Source organism: Chromobacterium sp. HL1 (genome assembly GCF_057418835.1).
In genome coordinates, this window is record NZ_CP162399.1 from 5,172,227 (window position 1) to 5,197,072 (window position 24,846).

Here is a 24,846-nt window from a genome sequence, read left to right on the forward strand (position 1 = left end):
TCGTTTGTATTTTTATCCTGGGTTTAAACCCAGAACGAATATATTGTCATGCGATAAGCATGTTTGGTAGAGAAAACGCATGGATAAGGCAAGCGGGAGCGGAGGCGGCGGAGGGAGGGGGAGGCGGAGCGCTGCGCCATTTTGGTGCGGCGAGCGGATAACCATTGGTTATAATTATTTGTGTTTTAATTTTTTATTGAAAAATCAGCTATTTGCCAGCGACGGAAACGACGCGGAAGACAAAGCCAGCCGCGGCGGGCTGGCTTCAAAATGGGGCATGACGGCCGGAGGGGAGCCGGCCGGGGTGTTACATTTTTGCCAGTTGTTGGCGCGCTTTTTGGGCGGAGTCCGTCTTGGGATACAGTTTGATCAGGCGTTTGTAAGTGGCTTTGGCCTGGTCCATCTGGCCTAGGTCGCGCTGGCAATTGCCGATATTGCGCAGGGCTTCCGGCGCGAAGTGGTTGTCCGGAAACTGCTCGACGAAGCGGCGATGGATGTCGATGGCGGCGTCGTATTGGCGCAGCGCGGTGTGGGACACGCCCAGCCAGTATGTGGCTTCCGCCACTTGCGGCGCTTGCGGGTTTTGTTCGATGAAGCCGCGCAGCGCGTCGGCGGCCTTGGCGAAGTCGCGAGCGCGCAGCAGGTTCAGCGCCTTGTCGTAATCCGGGCTGGTGGCGGCGCCGCCGTCCGCGGAGCCGGAGGCCGCGTCGCCGTGCGTGGCGGGCATGGGCTTGGCGCCGCTGTTCTCCAGATGGCCCAATCGGCCGTCCAGATCGTTGTACAGGTCGTTCTGGCGCTTCTGCGTGGTTTGCAGATTGTAGTTCAGCACTTCCACGTCGCCGCGCAGCTTGGCCACTTCGGCCTTCATCGCTTCCAGCTGGCTGACCATTTCCAACAGCTTTTCATTGGAAAGCTTGCTTTCCACTTCATTGAGCCGGGTGGACGCCTGGCGGTTGACTTGGTCCAGCTGGCGGCGGGTTTCTTCCAGATCGCCGGTGGTGGCGCAGCCGGTGAGAACCAGCAAGAGCGCGCTGCAGAGGGTGAGCCGTTTCATGGTTGTCCCGGGATGTCCCGCCGTCCGGCCCGGAGGGGACGACGCTTGTAAGGTGGGTGGCAATGAATACAGCCGGATATCTTAACGGCAAGCGCGTGAAAACGCATCCGCCCGATGTCCGGCTGTAAAAGCCGGCCCTGAATCGGGCCGGCGGTTTGGGCTTAGTGGCCTTGGTACACGATGTCGGCGCGACGGTTCTCGGCGAAGTCCGCGTCGGTGTTGCCGGTGGCGCGCGGTTTTTCCTTGCCGAAGCTGACCGCTTCCAGCTGGCTTTCCTTGGCGCCCAGCACTTCCATCGCCTTTTTCACGCTTTCGGCGCGACGCTGACCCAGGGCCAGGTTGTATTCGCGGCTGCCGCGGGCGTCGGTGTTGCCCTGGATGATGACTTTTTTGTCAGCGTTCTGCTTCAGGTAGGCGGAGTGGGTTTCCACTACCGGCTTGCCGCTGGCGTCAACGGAGGAGGAGTCGAAGCCGAAGTAGACGCTGCGCTTGGCCAGCGGGCTGTTGGGATCGTTCAAGGGATCCACGGACACCTGGTTCTGGTTGCCGCTGCCAGTGTCCACCGGCGCGGTGGTCTGCGGCGTGGTGGGCTGCTGGGTGCCGGCGGTGGTGTCAGCCGGTTTGGTGCTGGCGCAGGCGGCCAGCAGGGTAACGGTGGCGGTGCCGAGGACGAGTTGTTTCCAGTTCATATCAATAGCTCCAATTAAGGACGATTAAATGGGCCCCAAGCCGGGTCCTGTACATCGCCGTTGATCACGGCCAATTTCACTTTGCTGCTGCCATCCGTGGTGGCGGCGTACAACACGCTCTTGCCGCCGGCGTCGCTGGCGTACAGCACCATGCGGCCGTTGGGGGCGAAGCTTGGGCGTTCGTTGTAGCCGCTGTCCGACAGCGCGCGGCTGTCGTTGGTGGCCAGGTCTTGCGCCATCACGCGGAAGTTGCCTCCCTCGCGACGGATGTAACTCAGGGTCTTGCCGTCCGGCGACACCTTGGGCGACACGTTGTAGCGTCCTTCCCAGGTGACGCGCTGGGCGTTGCCGCCATCGGCGGACACGCGGTAGATCTGCGGGCCGCCGGCGCGGTCGGAGACAAAGTACAAGCTGCCGCCGTCCGGGCTCCATGTGGGCTCGGTGTCGATGCCGCCGTTGTACATCAGCCTGCGCGCGCCGCCGCCGTTGGCGTTGATCACGTAAATCTGCGAATTGCCGCTGGTGGTCAGCACCACCGCCAGCTTGCCGCCGTCCGGGCTCCAGGCCGGCGCGGAATTGCTGCCCTTGAAGTTGGCGGCGGCGAAACGCTGGCCGGTGGCCAGGCTCTGCACCCAGACCACCGGCTTCTTGCTTTCAAACGACACATAGGCGATGCGTCCGCCGTCCGGGCTCCAGCTGGGGGAGATGATGGGCTCCCTGGAGCGCAGAATGGTCTGGGCGCGTCCGCCGTCCACGTCCGCCACTTGCAAGAGATAGCTGCCGCCGGTCTTCAGCACGTAAACGATGCGGGTGTTGAAGAAGCCTTTCTGGCCGGTGATCGCCTCGTAGATCATGTCGGCGATCGCGTGCGCCACCTGGCGGGTGCGGTCCGGGGTGACGGTGAATTCGCCGCCGGTCAGCTGCTTCTTCTGCGCGACGTCCATCAGCCGGAAACTGATTTTCAACTGTCCGCCGCCCGCCGCCTCCACTTTGCCGATGGCGACGGACTGCGCGCCGGCGGCCTGCCACAGCGGGTAGCGGATGTCGGCGGGCTCAAACGGCGTATTGGCCACGCCGGCGGCGTCCACCATGCGGAAGACGCCGGAAATCGTCAGATCGTTCTTGATCACCGGGCTCAGGCCGCCCTGGGCGTTGGCTTCGTCCTTGAACGGCGCGATGGCGATGGCGTGGCGATTGGCCCCGCCGCCGACGATCTCGATGGTCATTTCCGCTTGCGCGCCGCCTGCGGCCATCAGGCCCAGCGTGACGAGCAGCATATTCAACAGAGTTTTGAAGCTGGACATTAGTTCCCTCGAATCAGTCTATCGGCATGAGGCGACGCCGCAGCCGGTCCATCATGGCTTGTGTTTGGTCCGCCTTATGACTTGGGCCGGAACTCCATCTTGAACTGCCGGTAGCCATCGTTGAAATTGGCGCCGGGCGGCAGCGCCGGAAAGGTTTTCGCTTCCCAGATCGCCCTTTGCACCGCGTCGTCGTAAGCCTTGCTGCCGCTGCTTTGCAGCAGCTGCACCCGGTTCACTTCCAGCGAGGGCAGCAGGCTGACCTGCAACACCACTTTGGGGTTGCCGCTCAGTTCCGGCGGCACTTGCACCAGCGGGGTGACTTTGGCCTTGACCCGGCTGATCCAGCCGGCCTTGGCCGTCGACGAGCCGTTGGCCGCGCCGCCGGCCACGCCGTTGGGCGAACCGGCCTGATCGCTGCGCGCATTGGCCTTGCCGCTGGTGCGCGGGCTGTCCAGGCTGGCCAACAGGTCGTCGGCTTCCGGGTTGTAGGTTTTGGACGGCTTGGGCTTGGCCTGCGGTTTGGCGGCCGGCGCCGGCGGCGCTTTGGCCTCCGGTTTTTTCTCGGCGGGCTTGTCCGCTCTTTTCGCTTCGGGCTTCTTCGCCGGTTCCGGCTTGGGCTCCGGTTTAGGCTCGGGCTTGGCTTCCGGCTTGAGCTTGGGCGGTTCCGGCGGTTTCTTGTCGCGGCCCAGGTTGACGTCGGCCGGCGGCTCGGCCACGACGGGGCGCGGCGGTTCCGTCACCGGCGCGGGCTTGGGTTCGGTCACCGCGGCCGGCGCGGGCGGCGGCGGCGCGGTGGTCCACAGCTCCAGCGCCACCGGCGCCTGTTCCTGCAGGGTTTGGGAATGGAAGCCGCCCCACAGCAGCAGGCCGACCACGGCGACGTGCAGCAGTACCGAAACGATCAGCGACCAAGGACGCGGCGAGGTGGACACTGCGGCCATCATCCCTGCTTCTGCTGCTTGACCGTCAGCGCCACGCGCTTGACGCCGGCCTGGTGGAGTTTGTCGGCGATCTGCACCACCTCGGCGTATTTGAGGTTGGCGTCGGCGGAGATGGCCACCGGGCGTTCGGCCGCGCCCAAGGCCTGGATTTGCACCGCAAGATCGGCGACGGAGGCGACGTCGGTCTTGCGGTCGTTGTCTATCAGTTGGATCTTGCCTTGGGCGTCCACGGTCACTTCCAGCGGACGGGTGTCGATGCTGGCGGCCTGGGACACGCTGGGCACTTCGATCACGCCGGGCGTGAACATCGGCGCGGTCACCATGAAGATGACCAGCAGCACCAGCATCACGTCGATGTAAGGCACGACGTTCATCTGGTTCATCTGGCGGCGGGGACGGCGATTGAGCATGGAGCGTCTGTTAGCGTTGGCAAGCGGTCATGATACACCGGGCTCCGGTCTAGGTGTCCGGGGGAAGCGGATCAGACCGCGGCGGATCATGAAAAGTTCATGGCCACGGTCGCCTGTGGGGCTCAGGCCAGCCGCGTGCACAGGGTCAGCCCGTCCCCCACCGGCAGCACGCACATGCGGATGCGCGGGTCGTGCTTCAGGCCGGCGTTGAAGTCGTGCATCAGATGCACGCCGGGCGGGTCTTCCGGCTTGGGCTCCACCACGCGGCCGGACAGGAAGATATTGTCGATGGCGATCACGCCGCCGGGGCGCACCAGCTGCAGGCAGGCTTCGTAATAGTCGCGGTAGGCGGGTTTGTCCGCGTCGATGAAGGCCAGGTCGTACTGGCCGGCCTGGCCGGCGTCCAGCTGTTGGCGCAGGGTGGCGAGCGCCGGTTGCAACACCAGTTCGATGCGCTCGGCGACGCCGGCGCGGGCCCAGTAGTCGCGAGCGACGGCGGTGAAGGTTTCGCTGACGTCGCAGGCCAGCGTGCGGCCGTCTTCCGGCATCGCCAGCGTTACCGCCAGCGCGCTGTAACCGGTGAATACGCCGATCTCCAGATAGCGGCGCGCGCCTATCAGCTGCGCCAGCCAGGCCATGAACTGGCCCTGTTCCGGCGCGATCTGCATTTTGGCCATGCGGTGGGTGGCGGTGAATTCGCGCAGATCGCGCATCACCGGGTGTTCGCTGAGGCTGATGTTCAGCAGGTAATCGTGCAAGGCGCCGTCTAGCGCCACGGTGCGGCTGGTCATGGGGTGTGCAGTGCAATCGGAAACGCCCGCGGCGCGGGCGTCGGGTCAGGCGGGGAGCCGGGCTTATTCCGGCTGGTAAACATAGGGCTGCTGCGGCACGCGGGATTCTTTCCAGCGTTCCTGGTCGTCGGCGTTCACTTGACGATCCCACAGGGTCAGGCGCAGGTCGCGGCGCTGGCTGTCCACTTCCGGATGCTCTTCCAGGAAGCCGTTGATGAATTGGGTGAAATCGGACTGATACATCGCATCGTTCCTTCTGGGGTGATGTCGTGATTTTAATCGATAAATCGCCGCGCAGTCAGCTTGAGCGCCCGCTTTACATTCTTTTTGACAACAGATTTCAAACTGTAACGCAAATCTGGTTGCGTCGGAGAAGCTTTGCTGCGATATTGCGTAAAAGATTTAAAGACATTTAAGCAAAATTTTAAACTGAAAAGGCGTTTTTGTTTAAGCAAATTAAACTTAACGGTTTATGTGATGCGAATTCGCAATGTGGACAGCTTGGTGCAGTTCTACCCCGAGACCTTGACCTATCTGCGGCTGCTGGCTCGGCTGACGCATTTGGCGATGGTATTGGCGCCCGGCTGCGTTTTGCTGCTGCTTGAGCCGGTTTCGACGGAGGCCCGCGGGCAGGCCGTGCAGGTCTTGCTGCTTGCCGGCGTCCTGGCCTTGCTGTCTTTTCAGGCCTTTGGCGTCTACGGCGGCGGCATGTTTCTGCGTCAGCTGCGTTTGCGGCCCTTGGCCGCGGCGTGCGCGCTGCTGTTTGCGGTCCTGTGGCTGGCGCGCGGGCTGTCGCCGGCGCTGGCGGCCTTGCCGGACCGGCTATGGCCGGTCTGGTTCGCGACGACGCTGATGCTCTTGCTGTCGCAGCGCTTGCTGGTGCACGTCTGGTGCCGCCGGCTGGTGCGCCGCGGCGTGGGCCTGCAACGCACGGTGATTCTGGGCTGTACCGCCAGCGGCCACCTGCTGGCCGGCTTCCTGCGGGAGAACGCGGACATCCGCGCTTGCGTGATTGGTTTCGTCGACGACCGCTCCGACCGTTTGCAGCACGCGATGGCCGGCCTGCCCTATTTGGGCGGCATGCAGCGGCTGGAAGCGATGGTGCGCGAGGGCGAGGTGCAGCAAATCCTGGTGGCGCTGCCCTGGGCGGCGGTCAAGCGGATGGGGGATTTGGTCAGCCTGCTGCGGCGCTTGCCGGTGACGGTGCTGCTGGCGCCGGACATGGCGGGCTTGCGGCACGCCCATCATCGGGTGAGCGCGGTGGCCGGGCTGCCCATGTTCAATATTTCAGAGCGGCCGCTCAAGGGCTGGTCGCCTTTGCTCAAGCGCTGCGAGGACGTGTTGCTGGCCGCTTGCGCGCTGACGCTGGCCGCGCCGCTGATGTTGTTGATCTCCGCGGCGATCAAGCTGGATTCGCCGGGGCCGGTGTTGTTCCGGCAGCGGCGCTACGGCTACAACAACCGCCTGATCGAGGTCTACAAATTCCGCTCCATGTACGTGGAGCAGGCCGACGCGGACGCCGAGGCGCAAACCACCCGTCGCGATCCGCGCGTGACCCGCGTCGGCCGTTTCATCCGCAAGACCAGCCTGGACGAGTTGCCGCAATTGCTCAATGTGCTGGGCGGCAGCATGTCCATGGTGGGGCCGCGTCCGCACGCCACCGCCACCAAGGCCGCCGGCGTCTTGTTCGAGGACGCGGTGGCGGAATATTCCGCCCGCCACCGGGTCAAGCCGGGCATTACCGGCTGGGCCCAGGTCAACGGCTACCGCGGCGAGACCGACACGCTGACCAAGATAGAGCGCCGGGTGGCGCACGATCTCGAATACATCGAGAACTGGTCGCTGTGGTTCGACGCCTACATCCTGATCCGCACCCTGCCGGCCGTGCTCTCGGCCGACGAAGCCTATTGAGGCCGCCATGCAAAGCCCAAGACCAGAACTGATTCCCTGCATCGTGTCCGGCGGCGCCGGCACCCGTTTGTGGCCGGTGTCCCGGCAAGCGTTTCCCAAGCCCTTCATCCGGCTGGCCGACGATCAGAGCCTGTTGCAGAAAGCCTTTCTGCGCGCCGCGCGCCTGCCGGGGGTGAAACGGGTGATGATCATCACCAATCAGCAGGCGCAGCTGCGCACCCTGGACGAATGCCGGGCGGTCAACGCCGGCGGACTGGCGCTGGAGCTGCTGCTGGAGCCGGAAGGGCGCAACACCGCGCCGGCGCTGGCGGCGGCCGCCGCGGACCTGCTGGAGCGCGAGCCGGAGGCCAACCCGCTGCTGCTGGCGTTGCCGGCGGATCATCTGATTGCCGACGAAGCCGCTTTCGCCGCCGCGGTGGAGAAGGCCGCGCGGCTGGCCGCCGCCGGTCGCATCGTCGTTTTCGGCCTGACGCCCAGCCGCGCGGAAACCGGCTTCGGCTATATCGAGGCCGGCGCGGCGATCGGCGTCGACGGCCAGGAGGTGGCGCGTTTCGTGGAAAAGCCGGACCGCGCCGCCGCCGAGAGCTATCTGGCCGGCGGCCGTCATCTGTGGAACAGCGGCATGTTCTGTTTTTCCGCCGCCGCGCTGTGCGCAGAGATGGCCGAACACGCGCCCCAGGTGCTGGCGGCGGTGCGGGACTGCCTGGCGCACAGCCCGGCGTCCCCGCACGCGGACCACAGGCTGCGCGCGCTGGAGCATGAGCGCTTCGGCCGCTGCCCGGACATTTCCATCGACTACGCGGTGATGGAGCATACCCGCGCCGCGGCGGTGGTGCGCTGCGAGCTGGGCTGGAGCGATATCGGCAACTGGGACAGCCTGGCCGAGCAGTTCCCGGCCGACGCGGACGGCAACCGCGTCAGCGGCGACGCCTTGCTGCGGGACAGCCGGGATTGCTTCATCCAGAGCCGCGGCCGGCTGATCGCGATGCTGGGCGTGGACAATCTGGCGGTGGTGGACACCCCGGACGCCTTGTTGGTGGCCAAGCGCGAGCGCAGTCAGGACGTGAGGGAGCTGGCGCGGCGGCTGCAGGAGCAGAACCACCCGGCCTGGCGGCTGCACCTGAGCTCGCAGCGGCCCTGGGGCCATTACACCGTGCTGGCGGACAGCGAGCGCTACAAGATCAAGCGCATCGTGGTGAAGCCCGGCGCGGCGCTGTCCTTGCAGATGCATCATCACCGCAGCGAGCACTGGATCGTGGTCAGCGGCACCGCGATGGTGACCCACGGCCAAGAAGAGCGCTTGCTGCACACCAATGAATCCACCTTCATTCCCGCCGGCGAAACCCATCGATTGAGCAATCCCGGCCTGATCGACCTGGTGTTGATCGAGGTGCAGAGCGGCGAGTACCTGGGCGAGGACGACATCGTGCGCTTCGCCGACGACTACGGCCGTTCGGAGGCCGCGCCGTGAGCCGAACCGCGCTGATCCTGCCGGTGCGCAACGCCGGCCGCCATCTGGACCGGCTGCTGCCGGCGCTGGCGGCGCAAAGCCTGCGCCCGGACGAATGGCTGGTGCTGGACAGCGAGTCCAGCGACGGCAGCCGGGCGCGCCTGCTGGCCGCCGGCGCCAGCGTGGTGCCGGTGCGCGCCGCGGACTTCAATCACGGCGGCACCCGCCGGCTGGCCAGCGAGCTGACCGACGCCAAAGTGCTGATCTATCTGACCCAGGACGCCATTCCCGCCGGCCCCGACGCCTTGCGCCGCTTGCGCGACGCGCTGCTGGCGGAGGACGACATCGGCGTCGCCTACGGCCGTCAACTGCCACAGCCGGACGCCGGCTTGCTGGGCGCGCACGCGCGCCGCTTCAATTATCCGCCGTTCAGCCGCACCAAGCGGCTGGCCGACGCCGCCGAGCTGGGCATCAAGACCTGTTTCAGCTCGGACTCCTTCGCCGCTTATCGCCGCGAGGCGCTGCGCGGGGTGGGCGGTTTCCCCGTGGACGTGATCGGCTCCGAAGACGCCCACGTCGCCGGCCGCATGCTGCTGGCCGGCTGGTCGGTGCGCTACGAAGCCGCCGCCTGCGTCCACCATTCCCACGATTACGGGCTGTGGGAGGAAATGCGCCGTTATTTCGACATCGGCGTGTTCTACGGCCGCGAGCGCTGGATCGCCGAACGCTTCGGCCGCGCCGGGGCGGAAGGGCGGCGCTTTGTGCGTTCGGAACTGGAGACGGTCCGCCGCGCCGGCCAGCCCTGGCGGCAGTCCGAAGTGCTGCTGCGCTGCGCGCTCAAGCTGGCCGGCTACCGGCTGGGCCATGTCGAACGCTGGCTGCCGCGCGCGCTCAAGCGCCGCCTCAGCATGTTCCCCGCTTACTGGAAATGAACGCGATGACCACCGCCAAGCTCGCCGCCGTCTTGTTGTCCGCCCTTGTGGGCGGACTGACGGCCTGTTCCACCCCCAGCACCATCGCGCTGCCGGACGCCAAGACCGTGGAAGCGCGGCGGCTGGCGCTGCGCGACATCAGCCAATTGCCGCCGCCGACGACGCGGGTGATGAACGGCGACACCCTGCGCATCGTCCGCGACGCGCAATCCCCGGCGGAAAAAGACGAGATGGCGCTGTTCTTCGTGCGCCCGGACGGCAGCTTTTCTTATCCCAACGCCGGCCTGGTCCGCGGCGGCGGCCGCACGCCGGAGGAGATAGGGGCGGAGATCACCGAGCGGCTGTCCGCGCTGTACCGCCAGCCGCAAGTCACCGTCAACATCGCCATCGCGCCGGGCAACCGCGTCTTCGTCGGCGGCGCGGTGCGCAATCCGTCCGCCTTCGAGCTGAGCGCCGCCGCCAGCATCGAACAGGCGGTGATAGGCGCCGGCGGCGTGCTGCCGTCCGCCGACAGCGAGCACGTGGCGCTGCTGCGCATGGACGAGACCGGCCTGTATCAGATTTATTTCACCGATCTGGCGCGGATGCTGGACCCGGCCGCCGGACGGCGCGGGGTGATGCTGCAGCGCGGCGACATCGTGTTCGTGCCCAAGTCCGCCATCGGCAAGGCGGTGGAAGGCGTGGACATGTACGTCAACCAGCTGCTGCCCTTCTCCAAGGCGATAGGCATAGGACTGAATTACGACCTGGGCGGCAAGGGCAGCAACAACGTCAACATCCAGAACAACCCCACCATCAAGGCCGGCGGCTAGCCCCTGGTCCGCACCGGCGATAGCGATATGATAGAAATCCGCTCCTTCCGCGACCTGGCCCGCCTGTTCTTCATCTTCCGGCGCGAGTTCAAATGGGCCTTCGTCGCCACCGTGCTGGTGGCGGCGCTGGGCGCCTTCCTGCTGCCGGCCCGCTACGAATCCGAAGCGCGGCTGCTGGTCAAACCCGGCCGCGACACCAGTACGTTGCCGATCGAATACGCCGACCGTCAGACGCTGGTGGCGCCCAGCACTCAGCGCGATCCCATCGTCGACGAGGAAAAGCTGCTGACCGGCCGCCCCATCATCCACCAAGTGGCCGACTACTACCTGAACGAGATGCGCTCGCCGCCGCCGCAAGGCTGGTGGAAAACCGTCAAGCATCGGCTAAAGCAGGCGGCCGGCGCTGTGCTGGACGGCGCGCGCGACGCGCTGGCCCTGATCGGGGTGGTGGAAACGCAGACGCCGCAGGAGCGGCTGGCCGCCAAGCTGGAAAAGCAATTCAGCGTCAGCCACCAAAGCGGTTCGGCGGTGATGGAAATCGCTTTCAGCTGGGATGATCCGGCGGTGGCGCGGCAAGTGCTGAACAAATGGCTGGCGCTGTACATCGACGAGCGCAGCCGCGCGCTGGGGCGCAAAAGCCTGTACGCGTTTTACGAAACCGAAAGCGGCAAGCTGGCCGAGCAGATCGCCGGCTACAAGGAGCGGATCGGCCAGCAATTGCGCCAGATCGACGGCATCAGCTCCAAGGAGCGTCTGGACAGCCTCACCGACCAGCTCAACAAGCTGGAGGCGGCGCGCCGCGCCGATCAGGCGGAGTGGACGGCGATGCAGGGCGGCATCGCCAACGCCCAGGCCAGCGGCGGCAAGCTGCCGCGCGAAATCGTCAAGGAGCGCGAACTGAGCCTGAACCCGGCGCGGCAAGACCTCAAGCTCAAGCTCAACGGCCTGGAGCTGGAACGGCTGGACAAGCTCAAGACCTATCTGCCGGACGCGCCGCCCATCCGCGAACTGGATGAAAACATCGCCGCGCTTAAGAACTTGATCGCCCGGGAAAAAGACACGGTGCAGCGCTCGGAAAACCGCGCGCCCAGCGACCTCGTCAATCTGCTGGAGCGCGGCAAGTTGGAGCGCGGCATGCGCGCCGGCGAGCTGAAGGCCAAGGTGGCGGCTTACGACAAGGCCATCGCCGAGCTGAAGGACGAGCGCGCGCGCATTCTCGGCGTGGAGCCGGAGCTGTCGCGGCTGGAACGCAATCTGGCGGTGGCGGAAAAGAACTACCTGCTCTACCGCGACAGCCTGGAAAAAGCGCGCATAGACCGCGAGCTGGACAACAGCCGCATCAGCAATATCGCGGTGATAGAGCAGGCCACTTTCAGCCCGGCGCGAGTGTTTCCCAAGAGCCTGGCCATCCTGCTGGCCGCGGCGCCGGCCGGCCTGGCGGTGGGCCTGTTCGCCCTTTACCTGTGCTATCTGCTGGACCAGCGCATCCACGACGGCGGCGGCGTAGAGCGCCGTTTCGGCGTGCCGCTGTGGAGCACGCTGATGGAGTTGGAACCGGGGCGGACCCCGCCACCGGCCTTCGAGGCCAGCGTCTATCGCCTGTACAGCCAGTTGCCGGCCGACAAGCTGGCGCGGGACGGCCTGGTCATCGGCCTGGCGTCGTCGCGGCGCGGCGAGGGCGTCAGCTTCGTCGCCGGCCATTTTTTGCGGGTGCTGGCCGAGCGCGGCGTGCCGGCGCGGCTGGCCGCCGGGGACGCGCGCGTCGCCGCCGGCGAGGTGGCGCTGATCGAAGCGCCGGCGCTGCTCGACAATCAGCAGGCCTTCGTGCAGCTGAAGCGCGCCGATCTGATCTTGCTGGTGGTGGAGGCGCGCGCCTCCACGGTGCCGGTGGTGGAAAACGCGCTGGCCATCCTGGGCGCCGCGTTCGGACAGGTAGACGGCATTGTGCTCAACCGCCGCCGTTTTGAAATCCCCGCCGCCGTGTTGAGAGGCGCGGCGCGTTGGAAAGGAGAAGGCCGATGAAGATCGCCCTGCTGGCTCCGCTGCCGTCGGAGCAAAACGGCATCGCCGACTACGCCGACGCCTGGCGTCGGGCTTTGGAAGACGAAGGCGTCAGCGTCGTCTCCCCGCTGGACGGGCAGCCGCTGGCGCTCAATGCGCTGGAACTGTCCTGGCAGATGCAGAACGTGGACTGGCGGCGTTTCGATCTGGTGCACGCAGAACTGGGCGGCGGCCGCTGCGGCGAATTCATGGCGCTGGAGTGGTTGGCGCGCCATCAGCCGGGGCTGAGGCTGACGGCCACTGTCCATGATCCGGAACGCCTGGTCTGGCGGCCGCCCGGCTTGCCGCGGCGGCTGCCGCGCCCGCTGGCCCAGGCCGCGGCCTTGCTGGCCGCCCCGCTGACGCTGGCGCGCGAGCGGCGGCTGGCGCGGCGCTTGACCCGGCTGGTGACGCTGACGGCCACCGGCGCGGAAGGCCTGGCCCGGCGGATGCGCTTGCCGGACGGCCGGGTGTTCCACATTGCGCACGGCAATCGCGAAATCGCCGTCGAACCGCTGCCGGCCTTGCCGCCGCAGGGGCCGTTGCGGCTGCTGTACTTCGGCTACATCTACCAGGGCAAGGGCATAGAGGATGTGCTGGACGCGCTGGCCCTGCTGCAGCAAGAACCGGACACCCGGGACCGGGTGCGGCTGACCCTGGCGGGCGGGGTGGCGCCGGACGTCGCCTTCGGCCGCTCCGGCTCTTATCTGGAATCCCTGCGCCAGCAAGCCATCCTGCTGGGGCTGCACCGGGACATGCTGGAGTGGCGGCCGGACCTGCCGGCCACCGACATCCCCGGCCTGATCCAGGCCCATCACGCCATGGTGCTGCCGTATCGGGAATCGTGGAAGCTGGCCTTGCTGGGCCGGATGTGCGGCGCCAGCGGCGCGCTGTCCTGGGCCGTGGCCTGCGGCCGCGGCGTGGTCTGTTCCGACGCGCGCGCGCTGGCCGAGGAGGCCTCCTTCGGCAACGGCGAGGTCTACGCCCGCGGGGACAGCGCGGCGCTGGCCCGGACCCTGATCAGCCTGCTGCGTCAGCCCGAGCGCTTGCGTCTGCACAGCGAACAGGCGCGCAGCCTGGGGCGGGAACGCGCCTGGCCGCGCGTGGCGACGCAGTTTCTGCGCATGTTCCAGACCGCGCTGGGGGAGAGGGCGCATGGCTAGCGCGCGCGGCGCGGCGTGGCGGGCGCTGGTCCTGGCGGCGGCGCTGACGTTGGCCGCGGCCGGCCCGCGCGCCGAAACCACCGAGCTGACCGCCGGCCGGCCGGTGGTGTGGCGCGACTTTCTCGGTGTCAACGCGCACTTCCTCTGGTTCACGCCGGAGCAATACCAGCGCCAGATGCAGCAGCTCAAATCGCTGGGCCTGAGCTGGGTGCGGGTGGACCTGCATTGGGACCGCCACGAACCCAAGGAAAACCAGTTCGTGTTCGCGCCGCTGGATCAGCTGGTGGACACGCTGAAGGCGCAGAAGCTCAAATCGGTGTTCTACCTGGTGGGATCGGCGCCCTTCGCCAGCAGCGTGCCGCCGCTGCTTGGTTCCAGCGACCAGTACCCGCCCAAGGACGACAAGGTGTTCGCCAAGCGCATGGCCATGTTGGCCAAGCGCTATCCGGCGGTGGACGCCTGGCAGGTGTGGAACGAACCCAACCTGCCCGGCTTCTGGCGGCCGCTGCCCAGCCCGGAAGGTTACGGCCGTTTGTTGCAGGCCAGCGCGGAAGCGCTGCGCGCCGCGGCGCCGGGCAAGCCGGTGGTGATGGCCGGCATGGCTTATTACAGCCAGATGCCGGTGCGCGGCGGCCTGATGCTGGAGGAACTGGGCAAGAAGGGCACGCTGAATCTGAAAACCATCGTCGCCTACCATCCCTACAGCCAGCAGCCTGAGGGCGATGATCCTAAAACGCGGGACTTCGTGCTGCGCGCTCAGCAGATCAACGCCCGGCTGCGCCAGGTCAAGGCGCCGGGCATCTGGGCCACCGAATGGGGCTGGTCCAGTTACGCCGGCCCCAAGGAAGAGCAGGACATCATCGGTCGCGACGGCCAGGCGGATTATTTACTGCGCCGGCTGGCGCTGATGAGCGCGCTGGACTACGACCGCGTCTTTCTGTTCGCGCTGTCCGATCTGGACCAGCGCGCCAGCGCGCGCGACCGCGGTTACGGCTTGCTGGATCTGAACGGCAAGCCCAAGCCCGCCTACAAGGCGCTGGCGCGCTTTCTCGCCATCACCGGCCCGCGGCTGGAGCCGGCGCCGCCGCCGCGCCTGGACGCCGCGCCGGACGGTTTGTACAGCATCGCCTGGCGCAAGCCGGACGGCGCGCGCCTGTGGATGTTCTGGAGCGCGAACGGCGGCGCGGCGCGCTTGCCCGGTGTCGCCCGCGCCACGCTGCGCCAGCCCTTGAGCGGAAGCAGCGCCGTCTTGAGCGCCGCCGGCGACAGCCTGAGCGTGGCGGTGAAGCCGCAGCTGCAAATCCTGGAGTGGCGAGAATGAAGCCGGCCTCTCTTTCCCTTGGCGGCTGTCCGCCGCTGCGCATTCTATGGACCCTGCCGTATCTGCCCTGGCCCACCACCAGCGGCGGCAAGCTGCGCCAGTTCCAGCTGCTGCGCGCCTTGGCGGCGCGCGGCCACCGCATCACCTTGCTGGTGCAGAGCAAGGAACCGGCCAGCGAGGCCTGCCGCCGCCAGCTGGAAGGCATTGTGGAACGGCTGATCGTGCTGCCGCGCCGGCCGCTGAAGCACCCGCTGACGCTATTGGCGGCGGCCTTGGGACCCTACCCGATGCTGGCCAGCGTCAACGGCCTGTCGCCTGATCTGAGCCGCACATTCGACGGCCTGCTGCGCCAGCGCTGGGACGTGGTGCAGATCGAGCACAGCTACGGCTTGCAGCCCTTCCTGGAAGCGCTGGACCGCCGCCGTCAGCCCTTTTTGCTGACCGAGCACAATGTCGAGTCCGAACTGGGCGCGGCCACCTATCAGCATCTGCCGCGCTGGTGCGCGCCCTTCGTCTGGTGGGACCGCTGGCGTTACCGGCGTTGGGCGGCCCTGGCGCTGAACGCCGCCGAGCGCGTCGCCGCCGTCACCTGGGAGGACGCCGCGGCGATGGCCCAGCACAGCGGCCGGCTGGTGGACGTGGTGATCAACGGCGTGGACGCCGACGCCTTCGCCGAAGTCCGCCCGGATTACGCCAGCCAGCGTCTGCTCTTCGTCGGCAATTTCGAATACCCGCCCAACCGCGACGCCGCCGCCTGGCTGGCGGCGGAAGTGATGCCTAGGCTGTGGCGGCGCTTGCCGCGGGCGCGGCTGGCGATATGCGGCTACGCGATGCCGGAGGACTGGGCGCGGCGCTGGCCGGACGCGCGGCTGGAGTGGCTGGGCTTCGTGCCGGAACTGCCGACGCAGCAGCGGCGCGCCGCGGCCTTCATCGCCGGACTGCGCCAGGGCGGCGGCTCCAAGCTCAAGGTGCTGGAGGCGCTGGCCGCCGGCCTGCCGCTGCTGAGCACGCCGCAGGGCGCGTCCGGGCTGGACCTGCGTCCCGACAGCGAATACCTGCGCGGCGACGACGCCGAGCAACTGGCGGAGGCGGCGGCCGCGCTGCTGAGCCGGCCGGAGCGCGCGGCCAGCCTGGGCGCGGCCGGGCGCGAATTCGTGCGGCGGCGGCACGATTGGGCCATCGCCGCCGACCAGCTGGAAACCTTGTACCGGGAGCTGAGACATGCGCATCGGAATTGACTACCGCCCGGTGACCGCCGCGCCGCGCTCTGGCATCGCGCGGCAAGTGCTGGCGCTGGAGGCCGCGCTGGCGGCGCGGCCGAACGTGGAAGTGTTGCGTTTCACCGCCTGTCCGGCCGACCATCCCCACCGGAGGCTGGCGGAATGCCCGGCGCGGCCCAGCCCGGCCGACGGGCTGCATCGCCCGCGCGAGCGCTGGCATTTCGAATGCCGCTTTCTGCCACAGGCCATCCGCGCCCGGCGGCTGGATCTTTACATCGCCACCGCCAACACCGGGCTGCCGCCCTGGCGCGCGCCCGGCGGCGTGCGCTACGCCATGCTGTTGCACGACGTGTTCCAGCTGACCCTGGACAACTACCACGTCAGCCTGCTGCGCGCGCTGGCCTATCGCGTGATCGATTGGGCCGGCACCGCGCGCTCCCTGCAACGCGCCGACGCGGTCTGGACGCCGTCGCAATTCACCGCCGACGCCGCCGCGCGGCTGTTCCCGCGCCAGCGCGCCAAGCTGGCGCTGCTGCCCAACGCGGTGCCGCAGCCGGCGAGGCCGGCCGCGGAGCCGCCGGCCGGCTTGCCGGCGCGTTATTGGCTGGCGGTGGGCGCGCGCGAGCCGCGCAAGAACATGCCCTGGTTCGTCGAGCAATGGCGGAAAGCGCGTCAGCGCCAGCCGGACCTGCCGGCGCTGGCGCTCGTGGCGCGGCCGGAAGACCTGCCGGCTGAGCTGCGGCGGCTGGACGGCCTGATCTGGCTCAGCGATCTGGACGACGCCATGCTGAGCGCGGTGTACGCGGGGGCGGAACGGCTATGGCAGCCGTCCTACGCCGAAGGCTTCGGCCTGCCGGTGATCGAGGCGCTGGCGCAAGGCACGCCGGTGGCGGTGGCCACCGGCTCCGCGCTGGACGAGGTCGCGCCGCCGCAAGCGGCGCGTTTCGCCCCCAACGACGGCGGCGAGCTGCAAGCCTTGATGCACCGGCTGGCCGCGGCCGGGCCGGACGGCGATGTCGACGCCAACCGCGCCTGGGCGCGCCGCTACGATATGGACGCCTACCGCCGCCGCGTGGATCAACTGCTGGACAGGCTGCTGGCATGACGCCGCTGAATCGCGCGCTCGCCCTGAGCTGCGGGCTGTTGTTCGGCGGCCTGCTGGCCCTGCTCAGCCCGGCCGCCGCCGCGCTGGCGCTGGCCGCCGCCTGCGCCGGCGTCGCCGTGCTGCGCGCGCCCTTGCTGGGACTGGCGCTGTTCGGCCTCGCCGCCACCCTGGCGCCTTACGCCACGGTGCAACTGGGCGTGCGCGTCACCGTGTCCGAGGCCTTGCTGGGCCTGGCCTGGCTGGGGGCGCTGCCGCGGCTGGCCGTCGGTCTCCTGCAATGGCCGCGCGGTCGCGCCGAAGAGCTGCTGCTGTGGCTGATGGCCTTCAGCCTGCTGCCGTTTCTGGCGGGCCAACTGATGGTGCAGGCCGACGGCAACGGCCCGGTCAACTGGGCGCGCTGGCTGCTGAATCTGTCCGCCTTGTTTCTGGCGCCGCTGCTGCTGCCGGACGAACGCAGCCGCGACCGCCTGATCGTGACGCTGCTGCTGGGCACGCTGGCCATGCTGTTGCTGTCCATCGGCTATTTCCTCAAGGACCGCGACGCCAACAGCTTCATCCCGGTGCTGGAAAAACTGCGCTACGCCCATCCGGAAGCGGTGCGCGACATCTTCTCCGCCAACTACACCCGCATGGCCTCGCCCTGGGTGCATCCCAATCTCACCGGCGGCGCGCTGGCGCTCTTCCTGCCGCTGGCCTTCTTCTATGGCCTGGCGCAGCGCGGCTGGCGGCGCTTGCTGGGCCTGACGGTGGCGCTGCTGGGCGCGGCCGGCCTGCTGTTCAGCATCTCGCGCGGGGCCATCGTCAGCCTGGCGCTGGTCTTGCTGTGGCTGAGCTGGCGGCGCGCGCCGCACGCCGGCCGCATCATCGGCCTGGCCGCGGCGCTGGGCCTGGCCCTGGTCTTGTTCTATCCGCCCTTGCAGGAACGCCTGGCCACCACCTTCTCCGCCAGCAACGCCAGTACGGAAATCCGCATGGACGAATACCGGCGCTTCCCCGACGCGATGCGCGCCTATCCGCTGGGCCTGGGCTTCAAAGTGGATCCGCCGCCGCCGGACAGCGGCCTGCTCGGCATCTCCAACCTCTGGCTCAATTACGTTTACAAGCTGGGCGCGCCCGGCATGCTGCTCTTCGTCGCCGTCACCGTCGCCTGGTGGCGCGAGGCGCGGCCGCGCGGCCCGCTGTCCGCGCTGGACCCGGAGCGCGCGATCTGGCTCGGCACCCTGTCCGGCCTGCTGGCGGCGCTGCTGACCGGCCTGTTCGACCACTACTACAGCTTCACCATGGTGCTGATCGGCCTGTTCTGGCTGCTGATGGGCGTCAATCTGCAAGCGGCGCGCCGGCTGGCCGGCCGCGGCGATCCGCTATTGAGCGCCGTCGCGCCCTCCGGCCCGAAAACCGTTGATCCGAAAGCGAAACCGCGATGAAACCCACCGATCTTCCCGCCGCGCCGGCGCTGACGCTGCGCCACCGCATTTACCACAGCAGCGCGCTGCGCGAGCGGCTGGACGGCTACGCCGCGCGTCTGGGCGCGCCGGCGGCGGAACTGGCCGCCGCCTACGACTGGATGCTGGCCAACAACGTGGCCTTCGAGGAGGGCGACGCCGCGGAACCGCGCGTGTCCATCGTCTCCGTCGACATGGAAAGCCGCATCCCGCACCCCTTGGCGAGCCGCTTCTACGCGCTCTTGCGCGACGAAGTGCCCACCCAGCTGGTGCCGCGTTACGGCCTCAACTGGGCCACTTTCAAGGACCGCTGGCTGCGCGCCTGGGAGCAGGGCTACAACATCCTGATCAACAAGCTGCCGTCCCACCATCTGCGGCTGGCCTGGCTGCGCCTGGGCGGCGCGCGCATCGGCAAGGGCTCCAGCGTGTGGCGCAACACCGAGGTGCTGGGCGTCAACAATCTGGTGATAGGCGCGGACAGCTGCGTGGCCTGGCACTGCCTGCTGGACGCGCGCGCCGGGCTGATCATCGGCGATCACGTCGCCATCGCCTCCTACGCCAAGATCATCGCCGGCAGTCACGACCTGAGCGCGCCGGAATTCTGGTCGGTGTCCGCGCCGGTCTATATCGACGACTACGCCTGGATCGCCACCGGCGCGCTGATCGGCCACGGCGCGCGCATCGGCCGCGGCGCGGTGGTCACCGCCAACACCGTGGTGGGCAAGGAAGTGGCGCCGTACAAGATCGTCGGCGGCAGCGGGGCCAAGCCCATGGGCGAACGGCCGCGCGATCTCAATTACAAGGTGGGCGGCAAGGGGCTGTTCACCCTGTTCCACTAATGACATTGAGCCCATGTTCGGTTCCGCCGCGCTCTTGACCCTGGCCACGCTGGCCGGCCTGCTGGCCGGTTTCGCCCGCGAGTGGCTGCTGGTGGCCGCCTGGGGGGCCGGCGGGCGCAGCGACGCCTTTCTGGTGGCGATGTTCCTGCCGGAAGCCTTGCGCACCCTGCTGGCCGGCGGCTTGCTGTCCGCCGCGCTGCTGCCCTTGTGGCAAGCGCAGACGCCGGAGCGGCGCTGCGCTTGGCTGGCCGGTCAACTGCGCCACTGGCTGGCCGCGGGCTTGGGTCTGGCGGCGCTGCTGAGCCTGGCCGCCCCGTGGCTGACGCGGGCGCTGGCCCCCGGCATCGGCGCCGCTCACGCGGAATCGGCCGCCGCCGCTTTGCGCTGGCTGGCCTGGCTGGCGCCCGGCCTGCTGGCTCAGGCGGTGCTGGCGGCGCCGTTGCAAGCGCAGGGCCGCTTCCTGCTGGCAGGACTGGGCTCGCTGCTGTTCAATCTGCCGGCGGCGCTCTATCTGTACTGGGCTGGGCCGGCCGCGGCGGCGGCGACGCTGGCGAAATGCTTTCTGGCCGGCAGCGGGTTGATGGCGGCGGCGCTGCTGCCCGGCAACTGGCGGCTGGGCTGGCGGCCCTGGCTGCGCGCCGGCCGCGGCGATGTCCGGCAGGTCTGGCGGCGGCTGTGGCCGCTGCTGGCCAGCGGGGCCGCCAGCCAGGGCCTGGGCTTGTTGGAGCGCCTGGCCGCCTCGCTGCTGGGCGAGGGGACGATTACCCTGCTGAATCTGGCGCGCAAGCTGATCAATCTGCCGCTGATCGCCTTGATGAGTTTGAACCAGGTCTTGTTGAGCAAGATGAGCGGCGCGCAGGACGCGGACCGGCTGCGGCTGCTGGACCGCGGCCTGGCCGCCTGCGGCCTGCTGACCCTGCCGGCGGCGGCCGGACTGATCGGCGCCGCGCCGGCGCTGGTGACGCTGCTGCTGCCGGCCGGCTTGGCCGCGAGCGAGCTGCCGCTGCTGCTGGCGCTGTACGCGCCGGGTATCGTGTTCGGCGCCTGGAACGCGCTGCTGGCGCGCTATTGCTACGCCGGCGGCGACACCCGCGGCCCGTTGGCGGTGGAACTGGCCGGCAGCGCGCTGAGCGCCGCGCTGTTGCTGACGCTGCCGCGCTGGCTGGGTCTGCCCGGCCTGGCCTTGGCCGCCTTGGCCGGGGTGTGCTTGACCGGCGCGCTGCTGGCCGTCCGGCTGGGGCAGGGCTTGCCGTCAAGGCTGGCGCGCCAGGGCGCGGCGGCGTGCGCGCCGCTGATCGTCGCCGGGCTTGTCTTGTTCCCGCTGCGCGGCTCCGGGCCGTGGCCGCAACTGGCGCTGGCCGCCTTGGCCGGAGTCGTGCTGCTGTTGGGGTTGGGCTGGCGTTTTAGATCGGAGAGCATAGCTCCAGCAGCAGCCCATCCGGACAACGCAGATGGGACACCGTCTGGCCCCAGGGCTTGAGCGAGGGCGCTTGCAGCTCAACGCCGCCGTGGCGCAAGGCCTGGGCGTGGGCGGCGGCCACGTCGTCGGTCGTCAGCGCGATCTCCATGCCCAGCGGCAGCGGCGAGGCGTCCGCCGCCACATAGCCTTCCGGCAGATTGCTGCGGCCCAGCGGGTGGGCGGCGAAAGCCAGCGTGGTGGCGCCGGTGTCCAACTCGCCGTAATCGCCGGATTCGTCCAGGAAGCGGCGCTTCATGCCAAAGGCGTTTTCAAAGAAGGCCAGCGAGGCGGCGACGTCGGAGACATAGAGAATGGTGTAGGCGAATTGCATGGTTGGGCTCCTGATCAGGGTTTATTGCAGCTGCCGCAGCATGTCGGCGCACAGCACGACGCGGGCGTACTCTCCGTCCAGATTGGCCAGCGCCATTGAGTGTACCTCGTCGGCGCTGCGCGGGGTGCCGGCGTAGTCCGCCTTGTCGAAGGCGAAGCAGGCGTCGGCGGCCACCAGGGTGCGGAAGCCGAGGTTGCCGGCGCTGCGGGCGGTGGCCTCCACCGAGTTGTTGGTGCTGACGCCGACGATGAGCAGTTGTTCGATGCCGCGTACGCGCAGCCAGCGTTCCAGGCCGCTGTGGGCGAAGGCGTCCGGCACGTTCTTTTCCATCACGTGTTCGCTGGCCAGGGGGGCCAGCGCCGGCTGGAATTCGACGCCGGGCTGTCCGGGCCAGAACGGCGAGCCGGGGGTGCGGGAGATGTGGCGTACGTGAAGCAGCGGCGCGCCGGCCTGGCGCCAGGCGTTCAGCAGTTGGGCGATATTGGCTTCGGCCTGGGGGTTGTTGCGCGGGCCGGCTTCGGGGCGGCTCATGCCTTGTTGCATGTCGATGATGATGAGGGCGGGGGCGGTGTGCATGGTGGGGATGCCGGGGTCATGGCGGGGATTTAGTGTAGCAGGGGAGGCGGGGGTGTTCGATAGATTGCTCTGTATTTGGAGAGGGTTGCTTTGTTGAATCTGCTTTCACGGAGAGATGTGTCCTCCTTTGATTGCGCTGTGATTTGTGAGGGCTTTTCTGTTGAGTCCGCTGCGCGGATGATGATTTAGGTGCCGCTTTCCGCGCGGCGAACGGGGAGGGGGCGGGCCGCCGCCCCCTTCCAGCCCCCCTCGTCCCCCAGGACGCGAAACCCCGAAGAAAAAGGGGCCTGCAAGGCGCGGCTGAACTCGCGATTTGCTAGCGTCAAATCGCTCAAACAAAGCAGCCGCTTAAAACCTTGCAGACCCCTTTTTCTCCGGCGCGCCCCGAGGGGACACTTGGGCGCTACACAAGGTGGTCTTTTTTGAATAAGAGAGGTGGTTTAGCGAAGTGGGTCATTTCTGTGAATAACTTGACCCCATTGCTCTTGTCTGTGGATAAGCCTAGCTCCCTAAAAGAAAGCATGTATCCGACGCGCCCCTGGTCCCTTCAAGCCTGCCGCCGGGTGGCAGGCCCGAGGTTTTAAGCGGCTGCCCTGTTTGAGCGATTTGACGTTAGCAAATCGCGAGTTCAGCCGCGCCTCGGGCCTGACGGGACCCGGCGGGAAGCCGTAGGCCAGGCTTGCAGGGCGGCCTTTGGGGTGTCTACGTGCGAATCTTTGATTCGCTCAGTGATAGGGAATTTGGCCGAGTTGTTCCCCTTCCTGCCTGCCGGGCAGCCCCGGCAATGAAAACCATCATCCGCGCAGCGGATTCAAAACCAGATCACTCAACAAGTAAGCCACGCTCAAGCAAACCAACCACCCCACCTTGACCCCAACCGCCCCCTCGGCAACAATCCCCACGTTGCCGCCCACACGCGGCACACGGGATTGGCGTCCCGTCCGCTTAAACCAACTGGCCCTCGCTGGATACAGCGCGGGCTGCTTTACCATGGCCGCGCCATTTGGCAGGCGCATGGTGGGAGAGTGCCATGCACTCACCGGTTTGGTTTAAGCCCGGTACGCCAATCCTGCCACGCGCCTGCCAATACCTCAGCCTCGCCCGGCAGGTGGTTTATCTTGTGTCACAGCAGGAGAAACACCATGCATCACGCTCAAAACTTCCCCCGTCGCCGCCGCTACAAACTGCACTCGCTGGAACAGCAGGAAGCCCTGCTTCCCTTTGTTCGTCTCTGCCCCGGCCGCACCTACCCGCATTACTGGCAAATGCCCACGCCCAGCAAGGATCTCCTCGCCGACCACGCCTACGGCCGCGAATGCGCGGCTCACCTGTTGCAATGGCTGAAGGACAATCGTGAATACGTCGGCAAAGGCCTGCTGAGCCGCGTGGCGCGCGACATCGATTTTGACGACCGCGACGGACGCGGCCAGTGGATGGGCTTTTTCAACTATCTGGAAATCATGATGCTGCTGGGCGCCGACCGGGTCCGGGTCTACCGCCATGTAGACAGCCAGCACCAGATCTACCTGGCGCTGGGACAGCGCTTCAGCCTGGAAGCGCGCTTCCGCCGCATCCGCCTGCGAAACAGCTAAACGCCTTGCGGTGGGTATCGCTGCGCTCCACCCACCCTACGGCGGATGGTTTGGTCGGGGGTATTTGTAGGGTGGGAGGAGCCGTAGGCGATACCCACCAAACCCCGCCGCCAAGGTCCAAGCATCGGTTCCATCGCGTTGCCGCGTGGGCATCGCTGCGCTCCACCCACCCTACGGCTGATGGTTTTGTCGGGGGTATTTGTAGGGTGGGTGGAGCCGAAAGGCGATACCCACCAAAGCCCGCTGCCAAGACCCAAGCATCGATCCCATCGCGTTTCCGCGTGGGTATCGCTGCACTCCACCCACCCTACGGCAGGGGGTTTGGTCGGGGGTATTTGTAGGGTGGGTGGAGCCGATAGGCGATACCCACCAAAACCCGCCGCCAAGACCCAAGCATCAATCCCATCGCGTTTCCGCGTGGGTATCGCTACGCTCCACCCACCCTACGGCGGATGGTTTGGTCGGGGGTATTTGTAGGGTGGGTGGAGCCGATAGGCGATACCCACCAAAGCCCGCCGCCAAGACCCAAGCATCGATTCCATCGCGTTTCCGCGTGGGCATCGCTGCGCTCCGCCCTAGGGCGGATGGTTTGCTTGGGTGGGAGGATATCCTCCGCCGACACTGCCCAAGGACTCATCCGCCGCGCCCCCTCGCGCAAACTGCTTTAATCCCCCCGCAACTGCTCGCTGCCCACTCCACATTCCTGTTTCAAGAAGGCATAACCGGCCGGCGTGATCCGCAAGGCGCGGCTGTCGCTGCGGCGCTCGGTCAGGCCGCGCAGCAAGAAGGCCTGGCACAAGGCCGCGCCCAGGCTGCCGGCGATGTGGTCGCGGCGCTCGCTCCAGTCCAGGCAGGCGCGCGCCAAGGGCCGGCGCGGGCGGGCGATGCCGGCCAGTTGAATGTCCAGCCGCGCCGCCAGCCAGTCCGCGCCAGCCGGCGTCACCGCGAACTCGCGCTCCTCGCGCCGTTGCAGCAGTTGCTGCTGTTGCAGGAAGTCGGCGACGGCGATGCCCAGCCGGCCGGCGAGGTGGTCGTAGCAGCTGCGCGCCAGGCGGATGTCGGCATTGCCCTTGGGGCGCACCGCGCTCCGGCTTTCGCCGGCGGCGGCGGACAGCGCTTCCAGCGCGTGGGCGATGGCCGTACTGGCCAGGCCGTAATAGCGGTGGCGGCCGCGCTGTTCCACCCGCACCGCCTGGCCGTGCAGCAGCTTGGCCAGATGGTTGCTGGCCGCTTGCGGCGACAGGCCGGCGGCCTGGGCCAGATCGCTGGCCGGGTAGAGGCGGCCGTCTTGCAAGAGCAGCAGCATCAGCGCGCGGCCGGGGTCGGCCAGCAGGCTGGCCAGGCGGCTGATGTCGGGTATGCGGTCGTGTGGGGCTGCAAGCATGGTTCATCCTCGGCTGAAACTTTGGCGGGTGCCGCTGGCTACGATAAACCCATCGTCAAGCTTGAACAAGGAGAGCGGGA

The 24,846-nt window shown here is 67.7% G+C and carries 23 protein-coding genes; 13 read left to right on the plus strand and 10 right to left on the minus strand.

Translation table 11 applies throughout. From position 1 onward, the window contains the following. Positions 1-307 precede the first annotated feature (307 nt). The 7 genes from ybgF to AB1Z25_RS23655 form a co-directional block, all read right to left on the minus strand. The gene (ybgF, locus tag AB1Z25_RS23625) at positions 308-1,054 is read right to left on the minus strand and encodes a tol-pal system protein YbgF (protein WP_107801474.1); all 747 of its coding nucleotides are present in this window, start codon (positions 1,052-1,054) and stop codon (positions 308-310) included. Positions 1,055-1,215: 161 nt separating this feature from the next. Beyond that, on the minus strand, positions 1,216-1,743 hold the full coding sequence (gene pal / locus AB1Z25_RS23630; RefSeq protein WP_107801475.1) for a peptidoglycan-associated lipoprotein Pal: 528 nt from the start codon (positions 1,741-1,743) through the stop codon (positions 1,216-1,218). A gap of 14 nt (positions 1,744-1,757) precedes the next feature. After that, a complete protein-coding gene (gene tolB / locus AB1Z25_RS23635; RefSeq protein WP_486636323.1) occupies positions 1,758-3,047 on the minus strand; it encodes a Tol-Pal system beta propeller repeat protein TolB in 1,290 nt (429 codons plus the stop codon). A 74-nt stretch (positions 3,048-3,121) separates the two neighbouring features. Further along, positions 3,122-3,991 carry an energy transducer TonB gene (locus AB1Z25_RS23640; RefSeq protein ID WP_486636324.1) on the minus strand — a complete coding sequence of 290 codons (870 nt, stop codon included), beginning with the start codon at positions 3,989-3,991 and terminating at the stop codon, positions 3,122-3,124. After that, positions 3,988-4,398, minus strand: a complete 411-nt coding sequence (locus tag AB1Z25_RS23645) for a biopolymer transporter ExbD (protein WP_227106289.1) — start codon at positions 4,396-4,398, stop codon at positions 3,988-3,990. The genes AB1Z25_RS23640 and AB1Z25_RS23645 overlap by 4 nt, the downstream gene beginning before the upstream one ends. Before the next feature lie 122 nt (positions 4,399-4,520). Further along, positions 4,521-5,189, minus strand: a complete 669-nt coding sequence (locus tag AB1Z25_RS23650) for a class I SAM-dependent methyltransferase (RefSeq protein ID WP_474455320.1) — start codon at positions 5,187-5,189, stop codon at positions 4,521-4,523. 63 nt (positions 5,190-5,252) lie between these two features. Continuing rightward, a complete protein-coding gene (locus AB1Z25_RS23655; protein ID WP_486636325.1) occupies positions 5,253-5,432 on the minus strand; it encodes a DUF3460 family protein in 180 nt (59 codons plus the stop codon). 234 nt (positions 5,433-5,666) lie between these two features. Between AB1Z25_RS23655 and AB1Z25_RS23660 the strand changes: the two genes are divergently transcribed. Genes AB1Z25_RS23660 through AB1Z25_RS23715 form a run of 12 tightly spaced genes read left to right on the plus strand, consistent with a single transcriptional unit; the run spans position 5,667 to position 20,904 of the window. After that, on the plus strand, positions 5,667-7,100 hold the full coding sequence (locus AB1Z25_RS23660) for an undecaprenyl-phosphate glucose phosphotransferase (RefSeq protein WP_486636326.1): 1,434 nt from the start codon (positions 5,667-5,669) through the stop codon (positions 7,098-7,100). Between the two features lie 7 nt (positions 7,101-7,107). Then, positions 7,108-8,571, plus strand: a complete 1,464-nt coding sequence (locus AB1Z25_RS23665; protein ID WP_486636327.1) for a mannose-1-phosphate guanylyltransferase/mannose-6-phosphate isomerase — start codon at positions 7,108-7,110, stop codon at positions 8,569-8,571. Then, positions 8,568-9,482 (plus strand): glycosyltransferase family 2 protein, encoded by a 915-nt coding sequence (locus tag AB1Z25_RS23670; protein WP_235085160.1) that lies wholly within the window; start codon positions 8,568-8,570, stop codon positions 9,480-9,482. The genes AB1Z25_RS23665 and AB1Z25_RS23670 overlap by 4 nt, the downstream gene beginning before the upstream one ends. A gap of 5 nt (positions 9,483-9,487) precedes the next feature. Continuing rightward, positions 9,488-10,294: a polysaccharide biosynthesis/export family protein gene (locus AB1Z25_RS23675; RefSeq protein ID WP_107801483.1), complete on the plus strand. Its 807-nt coding sequence runs from the start codon at positions 9,488-9,490 to the stop codon at positions 10,292-10,294. A 27-nt stretch (positions 10,295-10,321) separates the two neighbouring features. After that, positions 10,322-12,316 carry a GumC family protein gene (locus AB1Z25_RS23680; protein ID WP_486636328.1) on the plus strand — a complete coding sequence of 665 codons (1,995 nt, stop codon included), beginning with the start codon at positions 10,322-10,324 and terminating at the stop codon, positions 12,314-12,316. Next, the gene (locus tag AB1Z25_RS23685; RefSeq protein WP_486636329.1) at positions 12,313-13,497 is read left to right on the plus strand and encodes a glycosyltransferase; all 1,185 of its coding nucleotides are present in this window, start codon (positions 12,313-12,315) and stop codon (positions 13,495-13,497) included. Before AB1Z25_RS23680 ends, AB1Z25_RS23685 begins: the two co-directional genes overlap by 4 nt. Continuing rightward, positions 13,490-14,818, plus strand: coding sequence for a cellulase family glycosylhydrolase (locus AB1Z25_RS23690; RefSeq protein WP_486636330.1), 1,329 nt, complete (start codon positions 13,490-13,492; stop codon positions 14,816-14,818). Before AB1Z25_RS23685 ends, AB1Z25_RS23690 begins: the two co-directional genes overlap by 8 nt. After that, positions 14,815-16,056: a glycosyltransferase family 4 protein gene (locus AB1Z25_RS23695; protein ID WP_486636331.1), complete on the plus strand. Its 1,242-nt coding sequence runs from the start codon at positions 14,815-14,817 to the stop codon at positions 16,054-16,056. Before AB1Z25_RS23690 ends, AB1Z25_RS23695 begins: the two co-directional genes overlap by 4 nt. Then, positions 16,040-17,143, plus strand: a complete 1,104-nt coding sequence (locus AB1Z25_RS23700) for a glycosyltransferase family 4 protein (RefSeq protein WP_227106306.1) — start codon at positions 16,040-16,042, stop codon at positions 17,141-17,143. Before AB1Z25_RS23695 ends, AB1Z25_RS23700 begins: the two co-directional genes overlap by 17 nt. Then, positions 17,140-18,567, plus strand: a complete 1,428-nt coding sequence (locus tag AB1Z25_RS23705) for an O-antigen ligase family protein (RefSeq protein ID WP_486636332.1) — start codon at positions 17,140-17,142, stop codon at positions 18,565-18,567. Before AB1Z25_RS23700 ends, AB1Z25_RS23705 begins: the two co-directional genes overlap by 4 nt. Continuing rightward, a complete protein-coding gene (locus AB1Z25_RS23710; protein WP_199225973.1) occupies positions 18,564-19,424 on the plus strand; it encodes an acyltransferase in 861 nt (286 codons plus the stop codon). The genes AB1Z25_RS23705 and AB1Z25_RS23710 overlap by 4 nt, the downstream gene beginning before the upstream one ends. A gap of 13 nt (positions 19,425-19,437) precedes the next feature. Then, on the plus strand, positions 19,438-20,904 hold the full coding sequence (locus AB1Z25_RS23715) for a lipid II flippase MurJ (protein WP_486636333.1): 1,467 nt from the start codon (positions 19,438-19,440) through the stop codon (positions 20,902-20,904). On the opposite strand, the gene AB1Z25_RS23720 is transcribed toward AB1Z25_RS23715, so the two are convergent. Together AB1Z25_RS23720 and AB1Z25_RS23725 are read right to left on the minus strand one after the other, a co-directional pair. Further along, positions 20,828-21,214, minus strand: coding sequence for a VOC family protein (locus tag AB1Z25_RS23720; RefSeq protein ID WP_227106312.1), 387 nt, complete (start codon positions 21,212-21,214; stop codon positions 20,828-20,830). The genes AB1Z25_RS23715 and AB1Z25_RS23720 overlap by 77 nt on opposite strands. A 21-nt stretch (positions 21,215-21,235) precedes the next feature. Continuing rightward, a complete protein-coding gene (locus tag AB1Z25_RS23725; protein WP_227106314.1) occupies positions 21,236-21,790 on the minus strand; it encodes a cysteine hydrolase family protein in 555 nt (184 codons plus the stop codon). Positions 21,791-22,932: 1,142 nt separating this feature from the next. On the opposite strand from AB1Z25_RS23725, the gene AB1Z25_RS23730 reads away from it, so the two are divergent. Beyond that, a complete protein-coding gene (locus tag AB1Z25_RS23730) occupies positions 22,933-23,382 on the plus strand; it encodes a hypothetical protein (RefSeq protein WP_486636334.1) in 450 nt (149 codons plus the stop codon). Positions 23,383-24,046: 664 nt separating this feature from the next. On the opposite strand, the gene AB1Z25_RS23735 is transcribed toward AB1Z25_RS23730, so the two are convergent. Continuing rightward, the gene (locus AB1Z25_RS23735; protein WP_486636335.1) at positions 24,047-24,766 is read right to left on the minus strand and encodes an ArsR/SmtB family transcription factor; all 720 of its coding nucleotides are present in this window, start codon (positions 24,764-24,766) and stop codon (positions 24,047-24,049) included. Positions 24,767-24,846: the final 80 nt, after the last annotated feature.

Coding starts and splice junctions, on each gene's coding strand:
- ybgF (WP_107801474.1), bottom strand. CDS start 1,054: ATGAAACGGCTCACCCTCTGCAGCGCGCTCTTGCTGGTTCTCACCGGC.
- pal (WP_107801475.1), bottom strand. CDS start 1,743: ATGAACTGGAAACAACTCGTCCTCGGCACCGCCACCGTTACCCTGCTG.
- tolB (WP_486636323.1), bottom strand. CDS start 3,047: ATGTCCAGCTTCAAAACTCTGTTGAATATGCTGCTCGTCACGCTGGGC.
- AB1Z25_RS23640 (WP_486636324.1), bottom strand. CDS start 3,991: ATGATGGCCGCAGTGTCCACCTCGCCGCGTCCTTGGTCGCTGATCGTT.
- AB1Z25_RS23645 (WP_227106289.1), bottom strand. CDS start 4,398: ATGCTCAATCGCCGTCCCCGCCGCCAGATGAACCAGATGAACGTCGTG.
- AB1Z25_RS23650 (WP_474455320.1), bottom strand. CDS start 5,189: ATGACCAGCCGCACCGTGGCGCTAGACGGCGCCTTGCACGATTACCTG.
- AB1Z25_RS23655 (WP_486636325.1), bottom strand. CDS start 5,432: ATGTATCAGTCCGATTTCACCCAATTCATCAACGGCTTCCTGGAAGAG.
- AB1Z25_RS23660 (WP_486636326.1), top strand. CDS start 5,667: ATGCGAATTCGCAATGTGGACAGCTTGGTGCAGTTCTACCCCGAGACC.
- AB1Z25_RS23665 (WP_486636327.1), top strand. CDS start 7,108: ATGCAAAGCCCAAGACCAGAACTGATTCCCTGCATCGTGTCCGGCGGC.
- AB1Z25_RS23675 (WP_107801483.1), top strand. CDS start 9,488: ATGACCACCGCCAAGCTCGCCGCCGTCTTGTTGTCCGCCCTTGTGGGC.
- AB1Z25_RS23680 (WP_486636328.1), top strand. CDS start 10,322: ATGATAGAAATCCGCTCCTTCCGCGACCTGGCCCGCCTGTTCTTCATC.
- AB1Z25_RS23685 (WP_486636329.1), top strand. CDS start 12,313: ATGAAGATCGCCCTGCTGGCTCCGCTGCCGTCGGAGCAAAACGGCATC.
- AB1Z25_RS23690 (WP_486636330.1), top strand. CDS start 13,490: ATGGCTAGCGCGCGCGGCGCGGCGTGGCGGGCGCTGGTCCTGGCGGCG.
- AB1Z25_RS23695 (WP_486636331.1), top strand. CDS start 14,815: ATGAAGCCGGCCTCTCTTTCCCTTGGCGGCTGTCCGCCGCTGCGCATT.
- AB1Z25_RS23700 (WP_227106306.1), top strand. CDS start 16,040: ATGCGCATCGGAATTGACTACCGCCCGGTGACCGCCGCGCCGCGCTCT.
- AB1Z25_RS23705 (WP_486636332.1), top strand. CDS start 17,140: ATGACGCCGCTGAATCGCGCGCTCGCCCTGAGCTGCGGGCTGTTGTTC.
- AB1Z25_RS23710 (WP_199225973.1), top strand. CDS start 18,564: ATGAAACCCACCGATCTTCCCGCCGCGCCGGCGCTGACGCTGCGCCAC.
- AB1Z25_RS23715 (WP_486636333.1), top strand. CDS start 19,438: ATGTTCGGTTCCGCCGCGCTCTTGACCCTGGCCACGCTGGCCGGCCTG.
- AB1Z25_RS23720 (WP_227106312.1), bottom strand. CDS start 21,214: ATGCAATTCGCCTACACCATTCTCTATGTCTCCGACGTCGCCGCCTCG.
- AB1Z25_RS23725 (WP_227106314.1), bottom strand. CDS start 21,790: ATGCACACCGCCCCCGCCCTCATCATCATCGACATGCAACAAGGCATG.
- AB1Z25_RS23730 (WP_486636334.1), top strand. CDS start 22,933: ATGCATCACGCTCAAAACTTCCCCCGTCGCCGCCGCTACAAACTGCAC.
- AB1Z25_RS23735 (WP_486636335.1), bottom strand. CDS start 24,766: ATGCTTGCAGCCCCACACGACCGCATACCCGACATCAGCCGCCTGGCC.